Genomic DNA, 17,211 nt, shown 5'->3' on the forward strand with positions numbered 1-17,211 from the left:
ACCCGGCGAAACCGGCCGCCGGGCCGTCGGCGGTCTCGACCCAGGCGTTGGGCTCGCCGCCGCCCGCCCAGCGTTCGTGCAGGAACTCGGTGATCTCCGGGAACTGGTGCACCGGGTAGGCCTCCCCGTCGGGGAACTCGTCCTCGTCCGGGGCGCGGTCGCCCACGTTGGCCAGCACCCGCAGCCGGCCGAGTTCGCGCTCCCACACGGAGAGCGCGGCGAAGCTCCCGGCCAGCGCGTGACACGCGCCGAGCGCCGCGGCCCGCCACGACTCCCGCGGGGTGTGCGCCGCCGCCATCCCCTGCGCCAGCGTCACCACGGCCCTCAGCCGACTTTCCTCACCCATCACCCCAGGCTAGGTATGTTTGCCCACATTTGGGACGTCAGCGGGGCGAACAGGGGTACGGACCATGGGCCCGGATCCCGGGGCCTACTCCCCCGGCCACTCCGGCTTGCGCTTCTCGTTGAACGCGGCGACCCCTTCCGCCCGGTCGCCGGAGAAGGCGACGGACCTCCAGGCCGCGTCCTCGACCTCCAGGCCGGCCCGCAGGTCGAGTCCGTGACCGAGACGCAGGGCGCGCTTGGCGGCGCGCAGCCCGACCGGGGAGTTCGCGGCGATGCGGGCGGCCAGCGCGAGCGCTTCCGCCCTGTCCTGCCCGGCCTCCACCAGCTCGTCCACGAGACCCAACTCCCGTGCCTCGGCGGCCTCCAGACGCCGCGCCGAGAAGATGAGCTCGGCGGCGCGCGCGGCGCCGACCCGGCGCGGCAGCAGCTGCGTGCCGCCGCCTCCGGGGATCACGCCGACGGACACCTCGGGCAGTCCGACGACCGCCGACCGGTCGGCCACGATCAGGTCGCAGGACAGCGCCAGCTCGAACCCGCCGCCCAGCGCGAAGCCGTGGACGGCGGCGACGGTCGGCATCGGCAGCTCCAGGACGCCCGTGTACGCGGATCGCGCGAGGGGCCGCTGCCGCACCAGCTCGGCGTCGCTGAAGGAGTTGCGCTCCTTCAGGTCGGCGCCGACGCAGAAGGCGCGCTCATGGGTGGAGGTCAGCACGACCACGCGCACGTCCCGGTCCGCCGCGAGCGCGTCGCAGGCACCGGCGATCGAACGCGCCATGTCCGTGGACACGGCGTTCATGGCCTTGGGCCGGTCGAGGACGAGCTCGGCGACGTACCCGTGCCGCCGTACGGCGACGAACTCCCCGAACCTCCGCTCGCCCTGCTCCACCACCTGGTCCGCCTCCTGCTGCGCCATGACACCCTCCCGGTTAACGCGGGTTAACAATCGATGTCCCGATCATCGCAGCAGAGGCCGTCCCGCGAAACCCGTGCCCTCGGGCCGCACTTCCTCGTTCGAGTGACATGTCACCCAACTTCGTTTTTTCGCCCTTCGGCCGTGCATAACCTGCGCACCGCCGCAGCGCATCAGGGACACCGGATCACCGGGGAGGGACGACCATGACGAACCGCGAGACACCGCAGGCCGCCGGCACCCGGCCGGGCCCGCGAACCGCACTCACGCGACCGCCGGCCCAGCGGACGTCCGAGGACAACGGGCCGGGCACCTCGCCGGTCCGGCGGTCCGACTCCGCGACGGCGGCTTCCGCACCGGCCGGTACCGCGTCGGCGGACGACCGGTGGATCCACGTCACACCGCTCAACAGGGCGATGCCCGCCGCCACGCCGCCCGGCGTGCCCGAGCCGGACGCCCTGGACGCGCCCACCGTGAAAACGCCCACCGTCCGCATGGGCGCCATCCTGGTGGCCGCCAGGAAGAGGGCCGACGCCGACACCGCGGCCGCCAGGGGGACGGGCGGCACCGGGACCGGCACCCCGCCCCGGCGGACCGCGGCGTCCGGGCCCGCACCTGCCGCCACGGGGAAGGCCGGGACCACCCCGGACCGGGCCGCGAAGGTCTGGGCCACCCCGGCCACGACGGGAACGATCGCGGCCGCGGCGGGCAACCAGGGAACGGAAGCCGACGGCACGGCCCACGCCGCCGGAGACCTGACGAGCCCGCACCTCCCGAAGACGCGGACCGAGGCACCGACGATCACCGTCACGACGGGCACCCGGGCGACGGAAGCCGGACCCACGGCCCACGCGGCCGGAGACCTGGTGAGCGCACGCGGAGCGGAAGCCCGGAAGGCCACCGCCGCGACGGGCGCCCGGGGGACGGAAGCCGACAGCACGGCGCGTGCCACCGGGGACGCGGCGAGCACCGGAGGAACGGAAGCCGGGGGCAAGGCACGCGCCGCCGGAGACCTGGCGGGTGAGCGCGGGACGGAAACCGGAGCGGAGGCCCGGAAGGCCGCCGCCGCGACGGGCGCCCGGGGGACGGAAGCCGGGGGCGAGGTGCGTGCCGCCGAGGGCCTGGCGAGCGGGCGCGGGGCGGGGGCCGGGGCTCAGGCCCGAAAGGGCGCCACCGCGGACGGGGGCGGGGGCGAGGCACGCGGAGCCGCCGCCGGAGACTCGGCGAGCACGCGCGGGACGGAAGCCGGGGGCACGGCGCGTGAGGGGGTGCGGGGTGCGAGGGGGACCGGCGCCGGGGGGCGCGGGATCGTTCCGGCACCGCGTCCGGCCGACGGGCGCCGCCCCGCGTACGTACCCGGCGACGACGAAACCGCACCCGTCCGGCTCGGTGCCGTCCGGGGCCGGCACCGCAAGCCCCGCCGGCGCCGGGTGCTCTTCGCCATGGGCGGACTCGCGCTCGCCGCGGGAGTGCTGAGCCTCGCCCGGATGACGCCGGACGCGGCGACCGGGGGCGCGGCCGGGGGGAACGCGGAGGCCGAACCGGTCGCGACGGCCACGGACGGCGACACGACGGGCGACGCCGTCCCCACCGTCGCGGCCATGCCCTCGCCCACCCGGGCCGGAGCCGCCCCGGCGAGCCCCGCGATGGGCGGGACGAGCCCCGCCCCGGCCTCGGACACCAGCCGGTTCCCGGGACCGGTCCCGACACCGGCCGCCACGGTCCCGACGGCACGCGGCACGGCTCCCGTCACCACGGCACCGGGCAGCACCGGCATCCCCACGGCCCCCGTGACGACACCTCCGCCCGCGCGGCCGACGCCGACGGCCACCCCGTCCGCCGAGGCACCGCGGCACACCCCGGCCCCGACCACGCCGGCGCCGTCCCACCGGCCTCCGGACGTGTGCGTACCGATCGTGGGGATCTGCGTGGACGGGCTGCTGTCACCGGGCGACGACGGGCAATGACCCGGAGGCGCTACGACTCGTCGGCGCGGCGGGCCAGCAGCCACGGCTCGATGACGCCGAGACCGCGAACGGGCCGCTGCCACATCGGCTGGAGCGCGAAGCGGTACGAGGGGGGCTCCTCGCCCTCCTTCTCCGCGGCGGCCGCGGCCTCGGCGGCCTCCGCCTCGGAGGCGGGCGCGTCACCGGTGCGGGTCAGCTCCTCGGCGAAGGCGCCGTCGACGAGGACGGCGTCGCGCGGGGCTATGGACGTGAGGCGGCTCGCCAGGTTCACGGTCGTGCCGAACACGTCGCCCATCCGGGTGGTCACCGTGCCGAAGGCGATGCCGACGCGCAGCTCCGGCATCGTCTCGTCGTTGGCCATCGTCTCGATGAGCCGCAGCGCGATCTCCGCGGCGACGCCGGCGTCGTCCGCGGAGTAGAGCACCTCGTCGCCGAGGGTCTTGATGAGCCGGCCCCCGTGGGCCGCCACCAGGTCGGCCGCGGTGGTCTCGAAGGCCTCGACGAGTTCGCCGAGTTCCTCCTCCTCCATGCGGCGCGTCAGCCGGGTGAAGCCGACCAGGTCGGCGAAGCCGACGGCGAGACGGCGGTCGACCATCTCCTCGTCGTCCGCCGCCTGCACGACCCGGCCGGTGGCCGCGGCGAGTTGGCGGCGCCAGACGTAGACGAGGAACTCCTCCAGTTCGGGCAGGAGCAGTTCGATCAGGGGGTACGTCACCTCGGTGCGCGTCATTCCCGGTTCCGGGGGCTCGGTCAGGCCCTCCAGAAAGGAATCGATCTGCCATTCGGCCAGACGGGCGGTGGTCTGCCCGGTGGAGCGGGCGACCTGGACGGCCATGGCCTCGCTCAGCAGGCCCGCCTCGACGAGACCGGCGAGGCGGCGCAGGGCGAGCACGTCCGCCTCGGTCAGCGCCTTGGCCTGGCCGATGTCCGCGAAGCCCATCGCGCGCCAGAAGCGGGAGGCCAGCTCCATGGACACGCCCGCGCTGCGGGCCGCCTGGAACGGGGTGTAGCGCCGTTCGGCGCCGAGGATCAGCCCCTCCAGACGCAGGGCGAGCGGGTTCTCCCCGGAGTCCGGCTCGGTCTCGGGGTCCACCCGGCCGTTCACCTCGTGCCGCGCCGCGGACCGGGCGTCGGTGCCGTCGCCGCTCTCCACGTCGAAACCGCCGTTCCCGCGGACGCCGCCTCCCGCGTCCGGGCCGTCTTCGGGGCGGTGGTCCGAGCGGTCCTGCGGGCGGACGCCGGTCCCGGCGTCGGGACGGGCTTCCTGCCGGGCCTCGCCGTCCGTGACCGGCCCGGCGGTACGGCCCGGCTCGCCGCCGGGGGCGGGATGGGTACCCGTGCCGGAGCCGGTGTCGTCGACGGTCACTCCTGCTGCCCTTCCGATCTGCCGTGGTCAGGTTCGACCGCGCTCAACTCTACGGCAGGTGTGCGCTGGCTCACTCCCGATGGCGGGACCTGGGCCGGAGACGGTGCCGAAGGACTGGACCACTGCCCGGTCCGCGCCGTCCCACCGCACACCGGACCACACCCTCACACCATTCGCCGCACCACGCCCGTCGGGCCGCCGGCCCGTCGGCTCACGCGGGACGCAGGTGCACCACGTCCCCGGCGCCCACCGGCTCCCGGGCGCCGTCCGCCGTCGCGATGACGAGGCGGCCGTCCCCGTCCAGGGCCACCGCCTCCCCGACGAGCGTCCGGTCTCCGGGCAGCTCGGCCCGCACCTCGCGCCCGAGCGTCGCGCAGCCGGCCGCGTACGTCTCCTGGAGGCCGGAGGCGACGGGATCGCCGCCCGCGTCCCGCCAGCGCCCGTACCACTCCTCCAGGGAGCGCAGCACGGCCCGCAGCACGGTGTCACGGTCCGTGGTCGTCGCTCCCGCCAGCGCCAGCGATCCGGCGCCGGGCACGGGCAGTTCGTCGGCGCGCAGGGAGACGTTGATGCCGATACCGACCACGACCGCGTCGTTCCCCGCGCGCTCGGCGAGGATGCCGCCGACCTTGCGTTCCTCGCCGTCCACGGTCACCAGCAGGTCGTTGGGCCACTTGAGTGCCGTGTCGACTCCCGCGGAGCGCGAGAGGGCCGTCGCGACGGCCACGCCGGTGAGCAGCGGCAGCCAGCCCCAGCGCTCGACGGGTACTCCGGCGGGCTTCAGCACCACGGAGAAGAAGAGGCCGGAGCGGGCCGGCGCCGTCCAGTGACGGTCCAGGCGGCCCCGCCCGGCGTTCTGCTCCTCGGCGACGAGGACCGCGCCCTCGTCGACCCCCTTCTCGCCCGTGACGAGGGCGGCCAGGTCGGTGTTGGTGGACCCGGTCCTCTCCACCACCTCCACGTCGCACCACAGGCTTCCATGGCCGCCGTCACGGACCAGTGCCCTGCGCAGGGCGGGCCCGTTCAGCGGCGGACGGTCCAGGTCGGACCACCGGTTGTCGTTCGCGTCTGCTGCATCTCGCGGCGTCATGCAACCCAGCCTAGGTGTGGTAAACGCCGCACTGCCGATCGGTAGGGCCGCCACTACGCTACGGATGAGTAGCAAGCCCCCCTTCTGAGCACCGCTTCTGAGCACCGCGTTTTCCGAGCAGTCACCCTCACGTCCCCTTAGATCAGGCAGGGAGCCGCAACCCGATGTCCGAGCCGGAAGAGCTGCACCACCCCGACATCCACACCACCGCGGGCAAGCTCGCGGATCTGCAGCGCCGCATCCAGGAAGCGACGCACGCCGGCTCGGAGCGCGCCGTCGAGAAGCAGCACGCCAAGGGCAAGTTGACGGCTCGTGAGCGCATCGAACTGCTGATGGACGACGCCTCCTTCGTCGAGTTCGACGAGTTCGCGCGGCACCGGTCGACCGACTTCGGCCTGGAGAAGAACCGCCCCTACGGCGACGGTGTGGTCACCGGCTACGGCACCGTCGACGGCCGCCCAGTCGCCGTGTTCTCCCAGGACTTCACCGTTTTCGGCGGCGCCCTCGGCGAGGTCTTCGGTCAGAAGATCATGAAGGTGATGGACTTCGCGCTGAAGACCGGCTGTCCGGTCATCGGCATCAACGACTCGGGCGGCGCCCGGATCCAGGAGGGCGTCAGCGCCCTCGGCATGTACGGCGAGATCTTCCGCCGCAACACGCACGCGTCGGGCGTCATCCCGCAGATCAGCCTGGTCGTCGGTCCGTGCGCGGGCGGCGCGGTGTACTCCCCCGCCATCACCGACTTCACGGTGATGGTCGATCAGACCTCGCACATGTTCATCACCGGCCCGGACGTCATCAAGACGGTGACCGGTGAGGACGTCGGCTTCGAGGAGCTGGGCGGCGCCCGGACGCACAACGCCGTGTCGGGCGTGGCCCATCACATGGCGGGCGACGAGAAGGACGCCATCGAGTACGTCAAGCAGCTGCTGTCGTACCTGCCGTCCAACAACCTCAGCGAGCCCCCGGTGTTCCCGGAGGAGTCGGACCTCGCCCTCACGGACGAGGACCGCGAGCTGGACACGATCGTGCCGGACAGCGCGAACCAGCCGTACGACATGCACGCGGTGATCGAACACGTCCTGGACGACGCCGAGTTCTTCGAGACGCAGCCGCTGTTCGCGCCGAACATCCTCACCGGCTTCGGCCGGGTCGAGGGCCACCCGGTGGGCATCGTCGCCAACCAGCCGATGCAGTTCGCCGGCTGCCTGGACATCGACGCGAGCGAGAAGGCCGCGCGGTTCGTGCGGACCTGCGACGCGTTCAACGTGCCCGTCCTGACCTTCGTGGACGTGCCCGGCTTCCTCCCGGGCGTCGACCAGGAGCACACGGGCATCATCCGCCGCGGCGCCAAGCTGATCTACGCGTACGCCGAGGCGACCGTCCCGCTGATCACGATCATCACGCGCAAGGCCTTCGGCGGCGCGTACGACGTCATGGGCTCCAAGCACCTGGGCGCCGACCTCAACCTCGCCTGGCCCACCGCGCAGATCGCGGTCATGGGCGCGCAGGGCGCGGTGAACATCCTGCACCGCCGCACCATCGCGGCCGCCGAGGACCAGGACGCCACCCGGGCCCGGCTGATCCAGGAGTACGAGGACACGCTGCTGAACCCGTACACGGCGGCCGAGCGCGGTTACATCGACGGCGTGATCATGCCGTCCCAGACCCGCTCCCACGTCGTGCGCGGCCTGCGTCAGCTGCGGACGAAGCGGGCATCACTGCCTCCGAAGAAGCACGGCAACATCCCGCTGTAACCCCACCGACCCGGATCCTGGGAGCAGACATGACGATCAAGGTCGTACGGGGCAATCCGACCCCGGAGGAGCTGGCCGCCGCACTGGCGGTGGTCCGCGCACGCGCCGCGGCGGTGGCGTCCGCCCCGTCCGGCGCGTCCGGGCCGCGCGACTCCTGGTCCGACCCCGCCCGCATCGCCGCGCACCGGCTCCCGCAGCCGGGCCCGACGTCGTGGGGCCGCAGCTACTGGCCGGGCTAGGAGTCGAGGTCCGGTTCCCGCCGACGCGGAACCCGTCGGCCGAGAGGCGACGGACATGAAGGCCGGTTTCCCGAATTCGGGAAACCGGCCTTCGCCGCGACTGCGCATATTTGCCACTCCTCCTGGAACTCCGCACTGTTCACGCCATAGAACAAAAAAGGCGTCCCTTTCTTCACGGGGCCGAGGGTCGATGCCCTGATCAGATCCAGTCACCTTTGGCGGGCGGAGCACCTCCCCCATATTCCGTTTCATGGCGTGCACGCCGATGTCACTCAAGCACCACACCGCCTTGCACCCCCTGTCGCGAGGTTCCACTTGCAGGGCCGGTTCCCGCCAGCCGTCCGGGCGGCGTTCAAAGGTATGGCGGATTGGGCTAGACCACATCTACGGTGATCATCGCTTCCCGAGCCCTTCGCCACAGACCGTTCGGCATTCCACGTACCGATCGGTACCGATACAGGCAAAACCAGTTGATTTCTGCTGCGCCGTGAATGGCCGATCCGGCTTCCACGTCCCGCCCTTCACGGTCGAACTGTCCGTTTCGGCTTATCGGAAAAGAGATCGCCCATCATGGCCAAGTCCAGATCCGCCCTCCGCGCGGTCGCCGCGTCCCTCGCCCTGTTCGGGTCCGCAGTGGCAATGCCGCAAGCCGTGGCCGCCGACAGGCCCGCCGCACAGGTGTCGAGCGACGCCGATGCCGTCACCCGGGCTCTGGCCCGCGCCGAACCCGAGGCGGTCGCCGCGGCGGCGACGGTCTGCGGGACCGGCTACACCCTCAGCAAGGGAATCCCCCTGCCGCTGGGAACGGATCCGAGCCTGCGGCTGGCGACCTTGTTCGCCTACGAGAACGGCGGCAAGGGCTGCGCCATCATGGACAACAACGTGGGTGCCGCCCGGTACATGTACCTGAAGGTGTGCAAGGTCGACGGCACGGCGTGCGACCCCGACAGCGGCAACTTCACCACGTACGCCGGCCCCGTCTACGTCTCCAGCTTCGCCTGCGCCCCGGTGACGGCGAAGATGGGGACGAGCTCCTCCAGCTTGTTCATCGACTACGAGTCCGACTACGTGTTCCCCTGTGGATGACAAACCGTCCGACCGGACTCGGACCTTACGTCGCTCACGACTCGCATCGGCAGCAACGACCGTGCTGTTCGCCCTGACGGCGTGCGGGAGCGGCACGTCGCACGATGCGGGGACCTCCGCATCCGCGCGAGCGGCAGCCGAAGGAGCAGGAGCAACCGATTCCCCGCGAGCGGACGTGGAGGATCAAGGGGGCACGCTGGGCAAGGAAGCCCGGGACGCCCAGAAGGAACGCGCGAGGAACGCCCCCGGCGGCGAACCGGTCTCCGGGAGGACCGACCTTCCGGAACCCGAGGACTACGGCTTCGGAGACGCCGTCGAAACGGCCTCCGGAGGCGAGGTCGTCGCCTACGAGCCCCGCGAGCAGGCCGGCAGGCTGGTCGTGCCCCTCACCGTCCACAACGGCGGTGACGAGCGCACCGCGTACACGGTCGTCATCACCGCCAGGAGCGGGAAGACCTCACGTCCCGTCGTCGTGAAGGCCCCCAACGTGTTCGCGGGTACGACGTGGCCGACCGAGGCCGACATGACGGCGGACGGGCTCGACGATCCGGCCGACGTCGACATCGCGCTGAAGGTGACGAAGGACGTCTATCCCTTCGGAGACGGCCGCTGACACGGCCTCCGTGTTCCGCGGAGGGGACACGGAGGCCGTCAGGGCTTCGGCCCCACACCCACCCGGCCGCGCGCGGCCGACCTGCCTCGAGCCGCACGGCCGGGCTCTTGGCGCACGCCGTTCCCCGTCCACGGACCTGTCACGGCCCGTGCGGCTTCCCTGACCACCCGCCGACCGCCCGGTCCGGCCCCGCACCCTCGCTCGCTTTTGCGCACACGCCTGATTCGTGAAGATCCGACCGATCAAGGAGAGGCCGTCCTGTGGCCGATGAGAAGGTTCTTGCCGCCCAGAAATGGGTCAACGCCACCTACGGCAGCGTCGCCGGCTACGCAAGGTGCCCCGAGGACGGGAATACCGGCTGGGCCACCATGTACAGCTTGACCATGGGCCTTCAGCGCGAGCTGGGCATCAGCCCTCTCGTGGCCAACTTCGGTTCCGGAACCCTCTCCAAACTTGCCGCCCTCGGCACCATAGGCCTCGGCTGGCAGACGAAGCCGAACATCGTCAAGATCCTCCGCCACGGCCTCTTCTGCAAGGGCTACTGGGGCGGAGACACCGGTGTCACCGCCTTCGACTCCCCGGCCGCTTCGTCGGTCGACCTGATGAAGGAGAACATGGGCCTCGCCAGGGACGGCGGCGTGGTCCAGCCCAAGGTGTTCAAGGCGATCCTCAACATGGACGCCTACGTCGTCCTCTCCGGCGGCGAGGACAAGGTCAGGTCCATCCAGCAGTGGCTCAACGGACGTTACTGGACGAAGAGCACCTGCACGATCGGGCCCACGGACGGTCACTACTCCCGCGATGTCCAGCAGGCCCTGATGAAGGCCATCCAGATCGAGAGCGGCATTCCCGAGGACCAGGCCACCGGGAGCTTCGGCCCTGGCACCCAAGCCGGCCTCAAGGCCCACACCATGGGTCCCGGGTCGTCCGGAATCTTCATGCAACTGTTCTCCGCCGCCTGCGTCTTCAACGAGCCGATCATGAGCGCGCCCACGGACGACCAGCGGACCCACTTCACCGACAGCTGGGACTCGGACATAGCGGGCTGGGTACGCAACTTCCAGCAGTTCTCCGCGTTCTCCACCGCGGAGCAGACCGGTGTGGGCGACTACCCGACCTGGGCCCAACTCCTGGTGTCCATGGGGGATCCCGACCGGGCGGCCACCGGCTCCGACACCGCCTACACCATCACGCCGTCACGAGGCCAACGGATGTTCGCCGACAAGTACCGGTACGTCGGCCGCTACCTGAACGAGGCGTCCAGCGGCGGCGGGTCGAAGATGCTCGAGGAGGGCGAACTCGAGAACATCTTCGCCGCGGGCCTGCGGGTCTTCCCCATCTTCCAGGACAACGCCAGGACCCTCGGGGAGTACTACTGGGGCAACGGCTACACACACGGCCGGCTCGCGCACGACCAGGCCGTCCACTTCGGTTTCAACCGGGGAACCGTCATCTACTTCGCCGTCGACTACGACGCCACCGTGGAGGACATGCCGCACATTCTGGAGTATTTCCGCGGGGTGACCTCGGGACTCGGATCCAAGGGCAAGCGGTACGTCCACGGTGTCTACGGATCCAGGAACGTGTGCGCGCAGGTCACGCAGGAGAGTTACGCGGCGTACTCCTTCGTGTCCGGCATGTCCTGGGGGTTCTCCGGCAACCTCGGCTTCCCGCTGCCCGCGAACTGGTCCTTCAACCAGATCAAGGAGTACCAGGTCACCAACGGCGGCGACACGTTCATGCTCGACCGTGACGTGCACCGGCCCAAATCCGACGAAGGCCAGGGCGACATCAACCGTCCTTCGTCTGCCGCCGCCGAACTCATCGCGAACATCGACGAGTTGTACAGCCTCGCCGTGAGTTACGGAGACGGCGACCCGAACCGGCTGGTGACCGACTTCTACCGACAGAAGAACTATGCGGACACCCAGTGGAAAATGCTGATCGGCGACGTCGACCGGGCGTTCATCGACTACGCCGAGAGCCGGGGTGCGACGCTGCTGTACGAGTTCACCGACCCCTTCACGGGACAGGTCGTGGGCCCGCAGCACCTGCTGGCCACCGTGGCCGGACACATGGTCTGGCCACCTCTGTCCGACAGGAGCAAGGCCAACCAGGGCGACGTGGCCGGGTGGGGCGGGGACCTCATGACGTTCTACGGGGAGTGGCGTCGCGACAGCGACTCGTACGCGTCCGGGTACACCTACTGCACCGAACGCCTCGGAAAGATCAACGTCGAGTCCACCTTCGCCTTCGGAGACCTCATCGAGGACGCCGACGGGTTCCTCCTGTCGGAGAAGGTGAGGTCCGGCACACCCATCACCACGGCTCTGCGCGAGCACTACCAGCAGACGGGCGGGGCAACGCGCTTCAGGGACTTCCGCGTCAAGCGGTTCAACACCTCGCAGACCACCTCGGAGGACGCCGCGCACCATATGCTCACGTCGACCGACGTTCCGATCATCAACCTCGGACGTATCGCCCTCGAACAACAGCGGGGAGGACTGAACATGGTCCTTTCCCACCTGCTCCCGGACGACATGCTGAGGGAGTTCTGCCGCGGCTTCGCCGAGACCCTGACCGCGCACGCCGGGCTCGAGGCCGGCAGCCAGGCGAAGATGAAGTCCGACCACGCCCGACTGTTCACGGACGGTAAGGCCTGATGCAGTCCTGGGTCCCGGCGGTGCTCTTCCTGGGCTTCTGCCTGACCTTCGCGCGCGTCAAGAAGAGCCGAAGCCTCGTCGGACTGGTCAAGGCCTCCACCGCCACGGGAACCCTGACCCTGTTGCTGGGCTGGTTCAAGGTCGCCTTCGCCTTCCCGTCGAGCGCATGCCCCGACTTCCGCAACAGGCGCCCCATCGTCCACTTCGACCACTACGAGAGCAGCTACTTCCCCCTGCGGGCCACCTGCCACTGGGACAACGGCGAGCAGAAGGCGCTCATCGGCGCCTGGATGAATCCACTCCTGTTCACCTGCGTGGCCGTGCTGACCGGCTGCCTGGTGACGATGGCGGTCCTTGCCCACCGCCGCTACCGGAAAGGACACCCACGTTGAGCGATACCGCTCACACACTCACCCGCCGTCAGACCCTCGGCATTGCCGCAGGTGTCACCACGGGGGCCTTCCTCGCCGGCAGCCCCAGCGCGGCAGCGGTTCCCGACCAGCGCGCGTGGCGCGGTGGACGGACACAGAACCACTGGCCCGTCGTGGGCCGCGGCCACATCGACACCTTCCGGATCGAGGGCACCGGTGTCGACGTCCCGCTCCTGAAGGGCGACGTGGCCACCGTACTGACGTACGTGGCCCGCCGGTTCGCGTACGAGATCGACATGCTCCGCCCCGGCGACGTGGAGGGCCACACGGCCCACCGCGCCGTCGGTACCGGCTTCGAGTCGAACCACCTCTCCGGTACCGCGATCTCGATCCGTCCGCTCTTCTACCCGCTGGGAGCGCAGAAGGGCACCGGCCTGTCCGCACTCGAGAAGGTCGTCGTCGCGGACATCCTCGCGGACTGCCAGGGCGTCATCGGCTGGGGCGGACACACGAACCCGGTCAAGGAGTCCCACTTCCAGATCAACGTCCGCCCCGGTGATTCCAGACTCGCCCGTCTCGCCCGGCGCATCCGCGGCGAGGACGAGGCCCCCGGCTCCGGCGCCGGATCGATCGACCCGTTCCTCCCCGACCGCCGCAGGAAGGCCGCGGCCTACCTCTAGAAGGCCGCCGAGGTCCTGTCACAGGGCTGCCCGGCCGCAGGCCGGGCAGCCCTTCCTGCTCGCGGGGTGGGCGGGGTCGGAAGATCCTCTGCCGCCGGAGCGACCCCGGACACCCGCTTTCACGGAATACCCCCAAGTTGAGTACGCGTACTCAGGTGCCCGGCCCTCCTTCCGTCGCACGATCGGGAGCATGCTGTGGTCCGACCCCGAGAACGAACCCCCCGAGGATCTCCGCGACATGCAGGACATGTTGCGACGCCTGGGCGTTCTCCTGGCGCTGGCCATGGTGATCGGGATGATCCTGGTGGGCGTCCGCTGAACCTTCCCGGCGGCCCGGGCGGGGGCGGACCGGCGCCGATACCCTGGTTGCATGACCGATCAGCCGCGCCGCCGTCTCGTCCTCGCCTCGCAGTCACCCGCCCGGCTCAATCTGCTGCGGCAGGCCGGACTCGCCCCCGAGGTGATCGTGAGCGGGTTCGACGAGGACGCCGTCACCGCGCCCACCCCCGCCGAACTCGCCCTGGCACTGGCCGAGGCGAAGACCTCCGTCGTGGCGGCCCGTCCCGAGGTCCAGGGTGCCCTGGTGATCGGCTGCGACTCCGTGCTGGACCTGGACGGCCAGGCCCTCGGCAAGCCCGCGGACGCCGAGGAGGCCACCGCGCGCTGGAAGGCGATGCGCGGCCGGACGGGCACGCTCCAGACGGGGCACTGCGTCTGGGACACGGCACAGAAGCGGTGGGAGTCCGCGATCGCCTCGACCCTGGTCCACTTCGGCGAACCGACCGACGCGGAGATCGCCGCGTACGTCGCCTCGGGCGAACCCCTGCACGTGGCGGGCGCGTTCACCCTGGACGGCCGCTCGGCCCCCTTCATCGAGGGCATCGACGGCGACCACGGCAACGTCATCGGCATCTCGCTGCCGCTGGTGCGCAGGCTGCTCGCCGAACTGGGCGTCGGCATCACGGAGTTGTGGACGCCGCGGGAGGCGTGAGGACCGCGGCCCCGGGCGTCCGGCCAGGACGCCCCGCCACCCCGCCGTTCCGGGAACGCCCGCACGGGACGGAGAGGTCGGGTTCCGGACGCGCGCACGCGTGAGCGCCCGGCCGTCCCGTCCTCGGGCCCGGTCCACCGGGCCCGCCGGGCGTCGGCGCGCCCGAGCGCCCGAAGACGCCCGAAGAACGGCTGGGAGCCCGAAGAACGGCCGAGAGCCGGGAGGGCGGCCAGAGGGCGGTCAGGAGGCCGCGGGAGCCGCCGCCGCGACCGCGGGTTCCCGTTCGGCGGCGAGCGCCTCGGCGGCCCCCGTGCCGACGGTCGGCGTGTCGGCGTCCTTCGCCCCGGTGGCCTTCGCGTCGGCGCCCTTCCCCAGGTCGACCCTTCCCGCGGTGGCACCCTCGTCCGGGCCGGCGCTCCCCGCGTCGGCGCTCCCGTCCGCGTCGGTGCCGCCGGGGCCGGCGTCGGCCGCGTCGCCCTCGTCGTCACCCGTTCCGCCGCTCTCCGGCGCGGCGTCGACCGGTCCGGTCTCCCGGGGGTCGTACGCCAGAAGGGTGAACACGATCAACGCGAAGACGACCATCATGAAGGTAAAGGCTCCCCAGCCCACCAGCCCCACCGTGAAGGCGCCGAGCAGGGCGTGCGCCACGGCTGCGCTGATCAGCAGGACACGCCCGAGAAGACCGGGCGGGCGCCGACGGAGCGCGACCAACAGGGTGGACACGGCACACGCCAGGAAGTAGAGGCCGAAGACCAGCCCGCCGATCTTCGACGACCGAGCCATCATGTCGGAGTCGAGCCCCGCCATCGACATGTCCTGGCGGTCGACGACCATGCCCAGGAACCAGTTGAGGAGGGCGATGCCTATCGCCTCCACGAAGAGCACGATCGCCGCCACCCACACCAGCGGTCTCCGCACCACCGGCCCCACCCACTTCCGTGCTGTTACCCCAAGTACGTTCCAGACATCCCGAACGCTACTAACGGGTAAACCCAGGGACAAGGGTTCTGCCGAGGGCAAAGAATCGTTGGGCCATTCGTAGGGACTCGACAAAGAATCGTTGTGGGCCGCAGCACGGAGTCACAGAGACCTTGGCCACACCTGAGGGCTAGGGTTCAGGGAAGGATTCCCTCGTGCCTTGGCACGACAAGGGATTTCGAGGGTAGGGCGAGCCTCGTATCACGCTCCGTGTGGGCAAGCTCACCACTGGGGACAGCTCGAAACGTCGTGTTGGCTGTCCCTAAACTCGGCTTGTTTTCAAGGAGGGAGCCATCGTGCGCAAGGTGCTCATCGCCAACCGTGGCGAAATCGCTGTCCGCGTGGCCCGAGCATGTCGGGATGCCGGGATCGCGAGCGTTGCCGTGTATGCGGAACCGGACCGGGACGCTCTGCATGTCCGTGCCGCGGACGAGGCGTTCGCGCTGGGCGGTGACACCCCGGCCTCCAGTTACCTGGACTTCGCCAAGGTGCTGCAGGCCGCCAAGGACTCGGGCGCGGATGCCATCCATCCGGGCTACGGCTTCCTTTCGGAGAACGCGGACTTCGCCCAGGCCGTTCTCGACGCGGGTCTGATCTGGATCGGTCCGCCGCCGCAGGCGATCCGCGACCTGGGTGACAAGGTCGCCGCCCGGCACATCGCGCAGCGCGCGGGTGCGCCGCTGGTGGCCGGCACCCCGGACCCGGTCTCGGGTGCGGAGGAGGTCGTCGCGTTCGCCGAACAGCACGGTCTGCCGATCGCGATCAAGGCCGCGTTCGGTGGCGGCGGTCGCGGTCTGAAGGTCGCCCGCACCCTGGAAGAGGTGCCGGAGCTGTACGAGTCGGCGGTACGCGAGGCGGTCGCGGCCTTCGGCCGGGGCGAGTGCTTCGTGGAGCGCTACCTCGACAAGCCCCGGCACGTGGAGACCCAGTGCCTGGCCGACCAGCACGGCAACGTGGTCGTCGTGTCCACGCGTGACTGCTCGTTGCAGCGCCGCCACCAGAAGCTGGTCGAGGAAGCCCCCGCCCCGTTCCTGTCCGAGGCGCAGGTGGCGGAGCTGTACTCGTCCTCCAAGGCGATCCTGAAGGAGGCCGGCTACGTCGGCGCCGGCACGGTCGAGTTCCTGGTCGGCATGGACGGCACGATCTCCTTCCTGGAGGTCAACACCCGTCTGCAGGTCGAGCACCCGGTCACCGAGGAGGTCGCCGGCATCGACCTGGTGCGCGAGATGTTCCGCATCGCCGACGGCGAGGAACTGGGCTACGGCGACCCGGAACTGCGCGGCCACTCCATCGAGTTCCGCATCAACGGCGAGGACCCGGGCCGCAACTTCCTGCCCGCCCCCGGCACGGTCACGGCCTTCGCGCCGCCGACCGGCCCCGGTGTCCGCCTGGACGCGGGCGTCGAGTCCGGCAGCGTCATCGGCCCGGCCTGGGACTCCCTGCTCGCCAAGCTGATCGTCACCGGCGCCACCCGCAAGCAGGCCCTCCAGCGCGCCGCCCGCGCGCTCGCCGAGTTCAACGTCGAGGGCATGGCCACCGCGATCCCCTTCCACCGCGCGGTGGTCGAGGACCCGGCGTTCGCCCCCGAGCTCACCGGCTCGGAGGACCCGTTCACGGTCCACACCCGCTGGATCGAGACCGAGTTCGTCAACGAGATCAAGCCGTTCGCCGCCCCGGCCGACGCCGAGACCGAGGACGAGCCCGGCCGCGAGACGGTGGTCGTCGAGGTCGGCGGCAAGCGTCTCGAGGTCTCGCTGCCCGTCTCGCTGGGCATGTCGCTGGCCCGCACCGGTCTGGCCGCGGGCGCCAAGCCCAAGCGCCGCGCCGCGAAGAAGTCCGGCCCGGTCGCCTCGGGCGACACCCTCGCCTCCCCGATGCAGGGCACCATCGTCAAGGTGGCCGTCGAGGAGGGCCAGGAGGTCAAGGAGGGCGACCTGATCGTCGTCCTCGAGGCCATGAAGATGGAACAGCCCCTGAACGCGCACCGCTCCGGCACCGTCAAGGGCCTGAGCGCGGAGGTCGGCGCCTCCGTCACCTCCGGCGCCCCCATCTGCGAGATCAAGGACTGAGCAGCACGGACGGACGACGCGTCCGTCCCGTCCCGTCGGAAGCGCCCGGCGGACCGCCCCTGCGGTCCGCCGGGCGCTTCCCCATG

The 17,211-nt window shown here is 71.1% G+C and carries 15 protein-coding genes and 1 pseudogene; 11 read left to right on the plus strand and 5 right to left on the minus strand.

Features of this window, described 5'->3' with window-relative positions:
- Positions 1 to 346: pseudogene (locus CW362_RS39270) on the minus strand (diguanylate cyclase); the annotation flags it as partial.
- An 84-nt stretch (positions 347 to 430) separates the two neighbouring features.
- Positions 431 to 1,258: an enoyl-CoA hydratase/isomerase family protein gene (locus CW362_RS39275; RefSeq protein ID WP_103554375.1), complete on the minus strand. Its 828-nt coding sequence runs from the start codon at positions 1,256 to 1,258 to the stop codon at positions 431 to 433.
- Between the two features lie 203 nt (positions 1,259 to 1,461).
- Between CW362_RS39275 and CW362_RS45085 the strand changes: the two genes are divergently transcribed.
- Positions 1,462 to 3,222, plus strand: a complete 1,761-nt coding sequence (locus tag CW362_RS45085) for a hypothetical protein (protein ID WP_240658291.1) — start codon at positions 1,462 to 1,464, stop codon at positions 3,220 to 3,222.
- Positions 3,223 to 3,232: 10 nt separating this feature from the next.
- Here CW362_RS45085 and CW362_RS39285 read toward each other — a convergent pair whose 3' ends face one another.
- Together CW362_RS39285 and CW362_RS39290 are read right to left on the minus strand one after the other, a co-directional pair.
- Entirely contained in the window at positions 3,233 to 4,588 is a 1,356-nt protein-coding gene (locus tag CW362_RS39285; RefSeq protein WP_103554376.1) for an adenylate/guanylate cyclase domain-containing protein, read from the minus strand.
- A 211-nt stretch (positions 4,589 to 4,799) separates the two neighbouring features.
- Positions 4,800 to 5,678: a biotin--[acetyl-CoA-carboxylase] ligase gene (locus CW362_RS39290; protein WP_103554377.1), complete on the minus strand. Its 879-nt coding sequence runs from the start codon at positions 5,676 to 5,678 to the stop codon at positions 4,800 to 4,802.
- A gap of 164 nt (positions 5,679 to 5,842) precedes the next feature.
- Between CW362_RS39290 and CW362_RS39295 the strand changes: the two genes are divergently transcribed.
- The 9 genes from CW362_RS39295 to CW362_RS39330 all read left to right on the plus strand — a co-directional run bounded on the left by CW362_RS39295 (position 5,843) and on the right by CW362_RS39330 (position 14,078).
- The gene (locus tag CW362_RS39295) at positions 5,843 to 7,435 is read left to right on the plus strand and encodes an acyl-CoA carboxylase subunit beta (RefSeq protein WP_103554378.1); all 1,593 of its coding nucleotides are present in this window, start codon (positions 5,843 to 5,845) and stop codon (positions 7,433 to 7,435) included.
- A gap of 29 nt (positions 7,436 to 7,464) precedes the next feature.
- Complete coding sequence (locus CW362_RS39300; RefSeq protein WP_103554379.1) at positions 7,465 to 7,674, plus strand: acyl-CoA carboxylase epsilon subunit; 210 nt, start codon at positions 7,465 to 7,467, stop codon at positions 7,672 to 7,674.
- Positions 7,675 to 8,244: 570 nt separating this feature from the next.
- Positions 8,245 to 8,760, plus strand: a complete 516-nt coding sequence (locus CW362_RS39305; protein ID WP_103554380.1) for a hypothetical protein — start codon at positions 8,245 to 8,247, stop codon at positions 8,758 to 8,760.
- 175 nt (positions 8,761 to 8,935) lie between these two features.
- Positions 8,936 to 9,373 (plus strand): hypothetical protein, encoded by a 438-nt coding sequence (locus CW362_RS39310; protein ID WP_103554381.1) that lies wholly within the window; start codon positions 8,936 to 8,938, stop codon positions 9,371 to 9,373.
- Between the two features lie 260 nt (positions 9,374 to 9,633).
- Entirely contained in the window at positions 9,634 to 12,036 is a 2,403-nt protein-coding gene (locus tag CW362_RS39315) for a glycoside hydrolase domain-containing protein (RefSeq protein WP_103554382.1), read from the plus strand.
- Positions 12,036 to 12,428, plus strand: a complete 393-nt coding sequence (locus CW362_RS39320) for a hypothetical protein (protein WP_103554383.1) — start codon at positions 12,036 to 12,038, stop codon at positions 12,426 to 12,428. The genes CW362_RS39315 and CW362_RS39320 overlap by 1 nt, the downstream gene beginning before the upstream one ends.
- Complete coding sequence (locus tag CW362_RS39325; RefSeq protein WP_167455660.1) at positions 12,425 to 13,087, plus strand: M15 family metallopeptidase; 663 nt, start codon at positions 12,425 to 12,427, stop codon at positions 13,085 to 13,087. Before CW362_RS39320 ends, CW362_RS39325 begins: the two co-directional genes overlap by 4 nt.
- A gap of 190 nt (positions 13,088 to 13,277) precedes the next feature.
- Positions 13,278 to 13,406, plus strand: a complete 129-nt coding sequence (gene mmpB, locus CW362_RS45405) for a morphogenic membrane protein MmpB (RefSeq protein ID WP_276313752.1) — start codon at positions 13,278 to 13,280, stop codon at positions 13,404 to 13,406.
- 51 nt (positions 13,407 to 13,457) lie between these two features.
- Positions 13,458 to 14,078, plus strand: a complete 621-nt coding sequence (locus CW362_RS39330) for a Maf family protein (RefSeq protein WP_103554385.1) — start codon at positions 13,458 to 13,460, stop codon at positions 14,076 to 14,078.
- 240 nt (positions 14,079 to 14,318) lie between these two features.
- Here CW362_RS39330 and CW362_RS45800 read toward each other — a convergent pair whose 3' ends face one another.
- Positions 14,319 to 14,999 carry a hypothetical protein gene (locus CW362_RS45800; protein ID WP_376453059.1) on the minus strand — a complete coding sequence of 227 codons (681 nt, stop codon included), beginning with the start codon at positions 14,997 to 14,999 and terminating at the stop codon, positions 14,319 to 14,321.
- Between the two features lie 353 nt (positions 15,000 to 15,352).
- On the opposite strand from CW362_RS45800, the gene CW362_RS39340 reads away from it, so the two are divergent.
- Positions 15,353 to 17,125 (plus strand): acetyl/propionyl/methylcrotonyl-CoA carboxylase subunit alpha, encoded by a 1,773-nt coding sequence (locus CW362_RS39340; protein WP_103554386.1) that lies wholly within the window; start codon positions 15,353 to 15,355, stop codon positions 17,123 to 17,125.
- The last annotated feature ends 86 nt before the right edge of the window (positions 17,126 to 17,211 follow it).

Origin of the sequence: Streptomyces populi (genome assembly GCF_002911015.1) — a bacterium.
Classification (GTDB): domain Bacteria; phylum Actinomycetota; class Actinomycetes; order Streptomycetales; family Streptomycetaceae; genus Streptomyces; species Streptomyces populi.

What these genes read in the sequence shown, in the direction of transcription:
- CW362_RS39275 (WP_103554375.1), bottom strand. Translation starts at nt 1,258, where the DNA reads ATGGCGCAGCAGGAGGCGGACCAGGTGGTGGAGCAGGGCGAGCGGAGG.
- CW362_RS45085 (WP_240658291.1), top strand. Translation starts at nt 1,462, where the DNA reads ATGACGAACCGCGAGACACCGCAGGCCGCCGGCACCCGGCCGGGCCCG.
- CW362_RS39290 (WP_103554377.1), bottom strand. Translation starts at nt 5,678, where the DNA reads ATGACGCCGCGAGATGCAGCAGACGCGAACGACAACCGGTGGTCCGAC.
- CW362_RS39295 (WP_103554378.1), top strand. Translation starts at nt 5,843, where the DNA reads ATGTCCGAGCCGGAAGAGCTGCACCACCCCGACATCCACACCACCGCG.
- CW362_RS39300 (WP_103554379.1), top strand. Translation starts at nt 7,465, where the DNA reads ATGACGATCAAGGTCGTACGGGGCAATCCGACCCCGGAGGAGCTGGCC.
- CW362_RS39305 (WP_103554380.1), top strand. Translation starts at nt 8,245, where the DNA reads ATGGCCAAGTCCAGATCCGCCCTCCGCGCGGTCGCCGCGTCCCTCGCC.
- CW362_RS39320 (WP_103554383.1), top strand. Translation starts at nt 12,036, where the DNA reads ATGCAGTCCTGGGTCCCGGCGGTGCTCTTCCTGGGCTTCTGCCTGACC.
- mmpB (WP_276313752.1), top strand. Translation starts at nt 13,278, where the DNA reads ATGCTGTGGTCCGACCCCGAGAACGAACCCCCCGAGGATCTCCGCGAC.
- CW362_RS39330 (WP_103554385.1), top strand. Translation starts at nt 13,458, where the DNA reads ATGACCGATCAGCCGCGCCGCCGTCTCGTCCTCGCCTCGCAGTCACCC.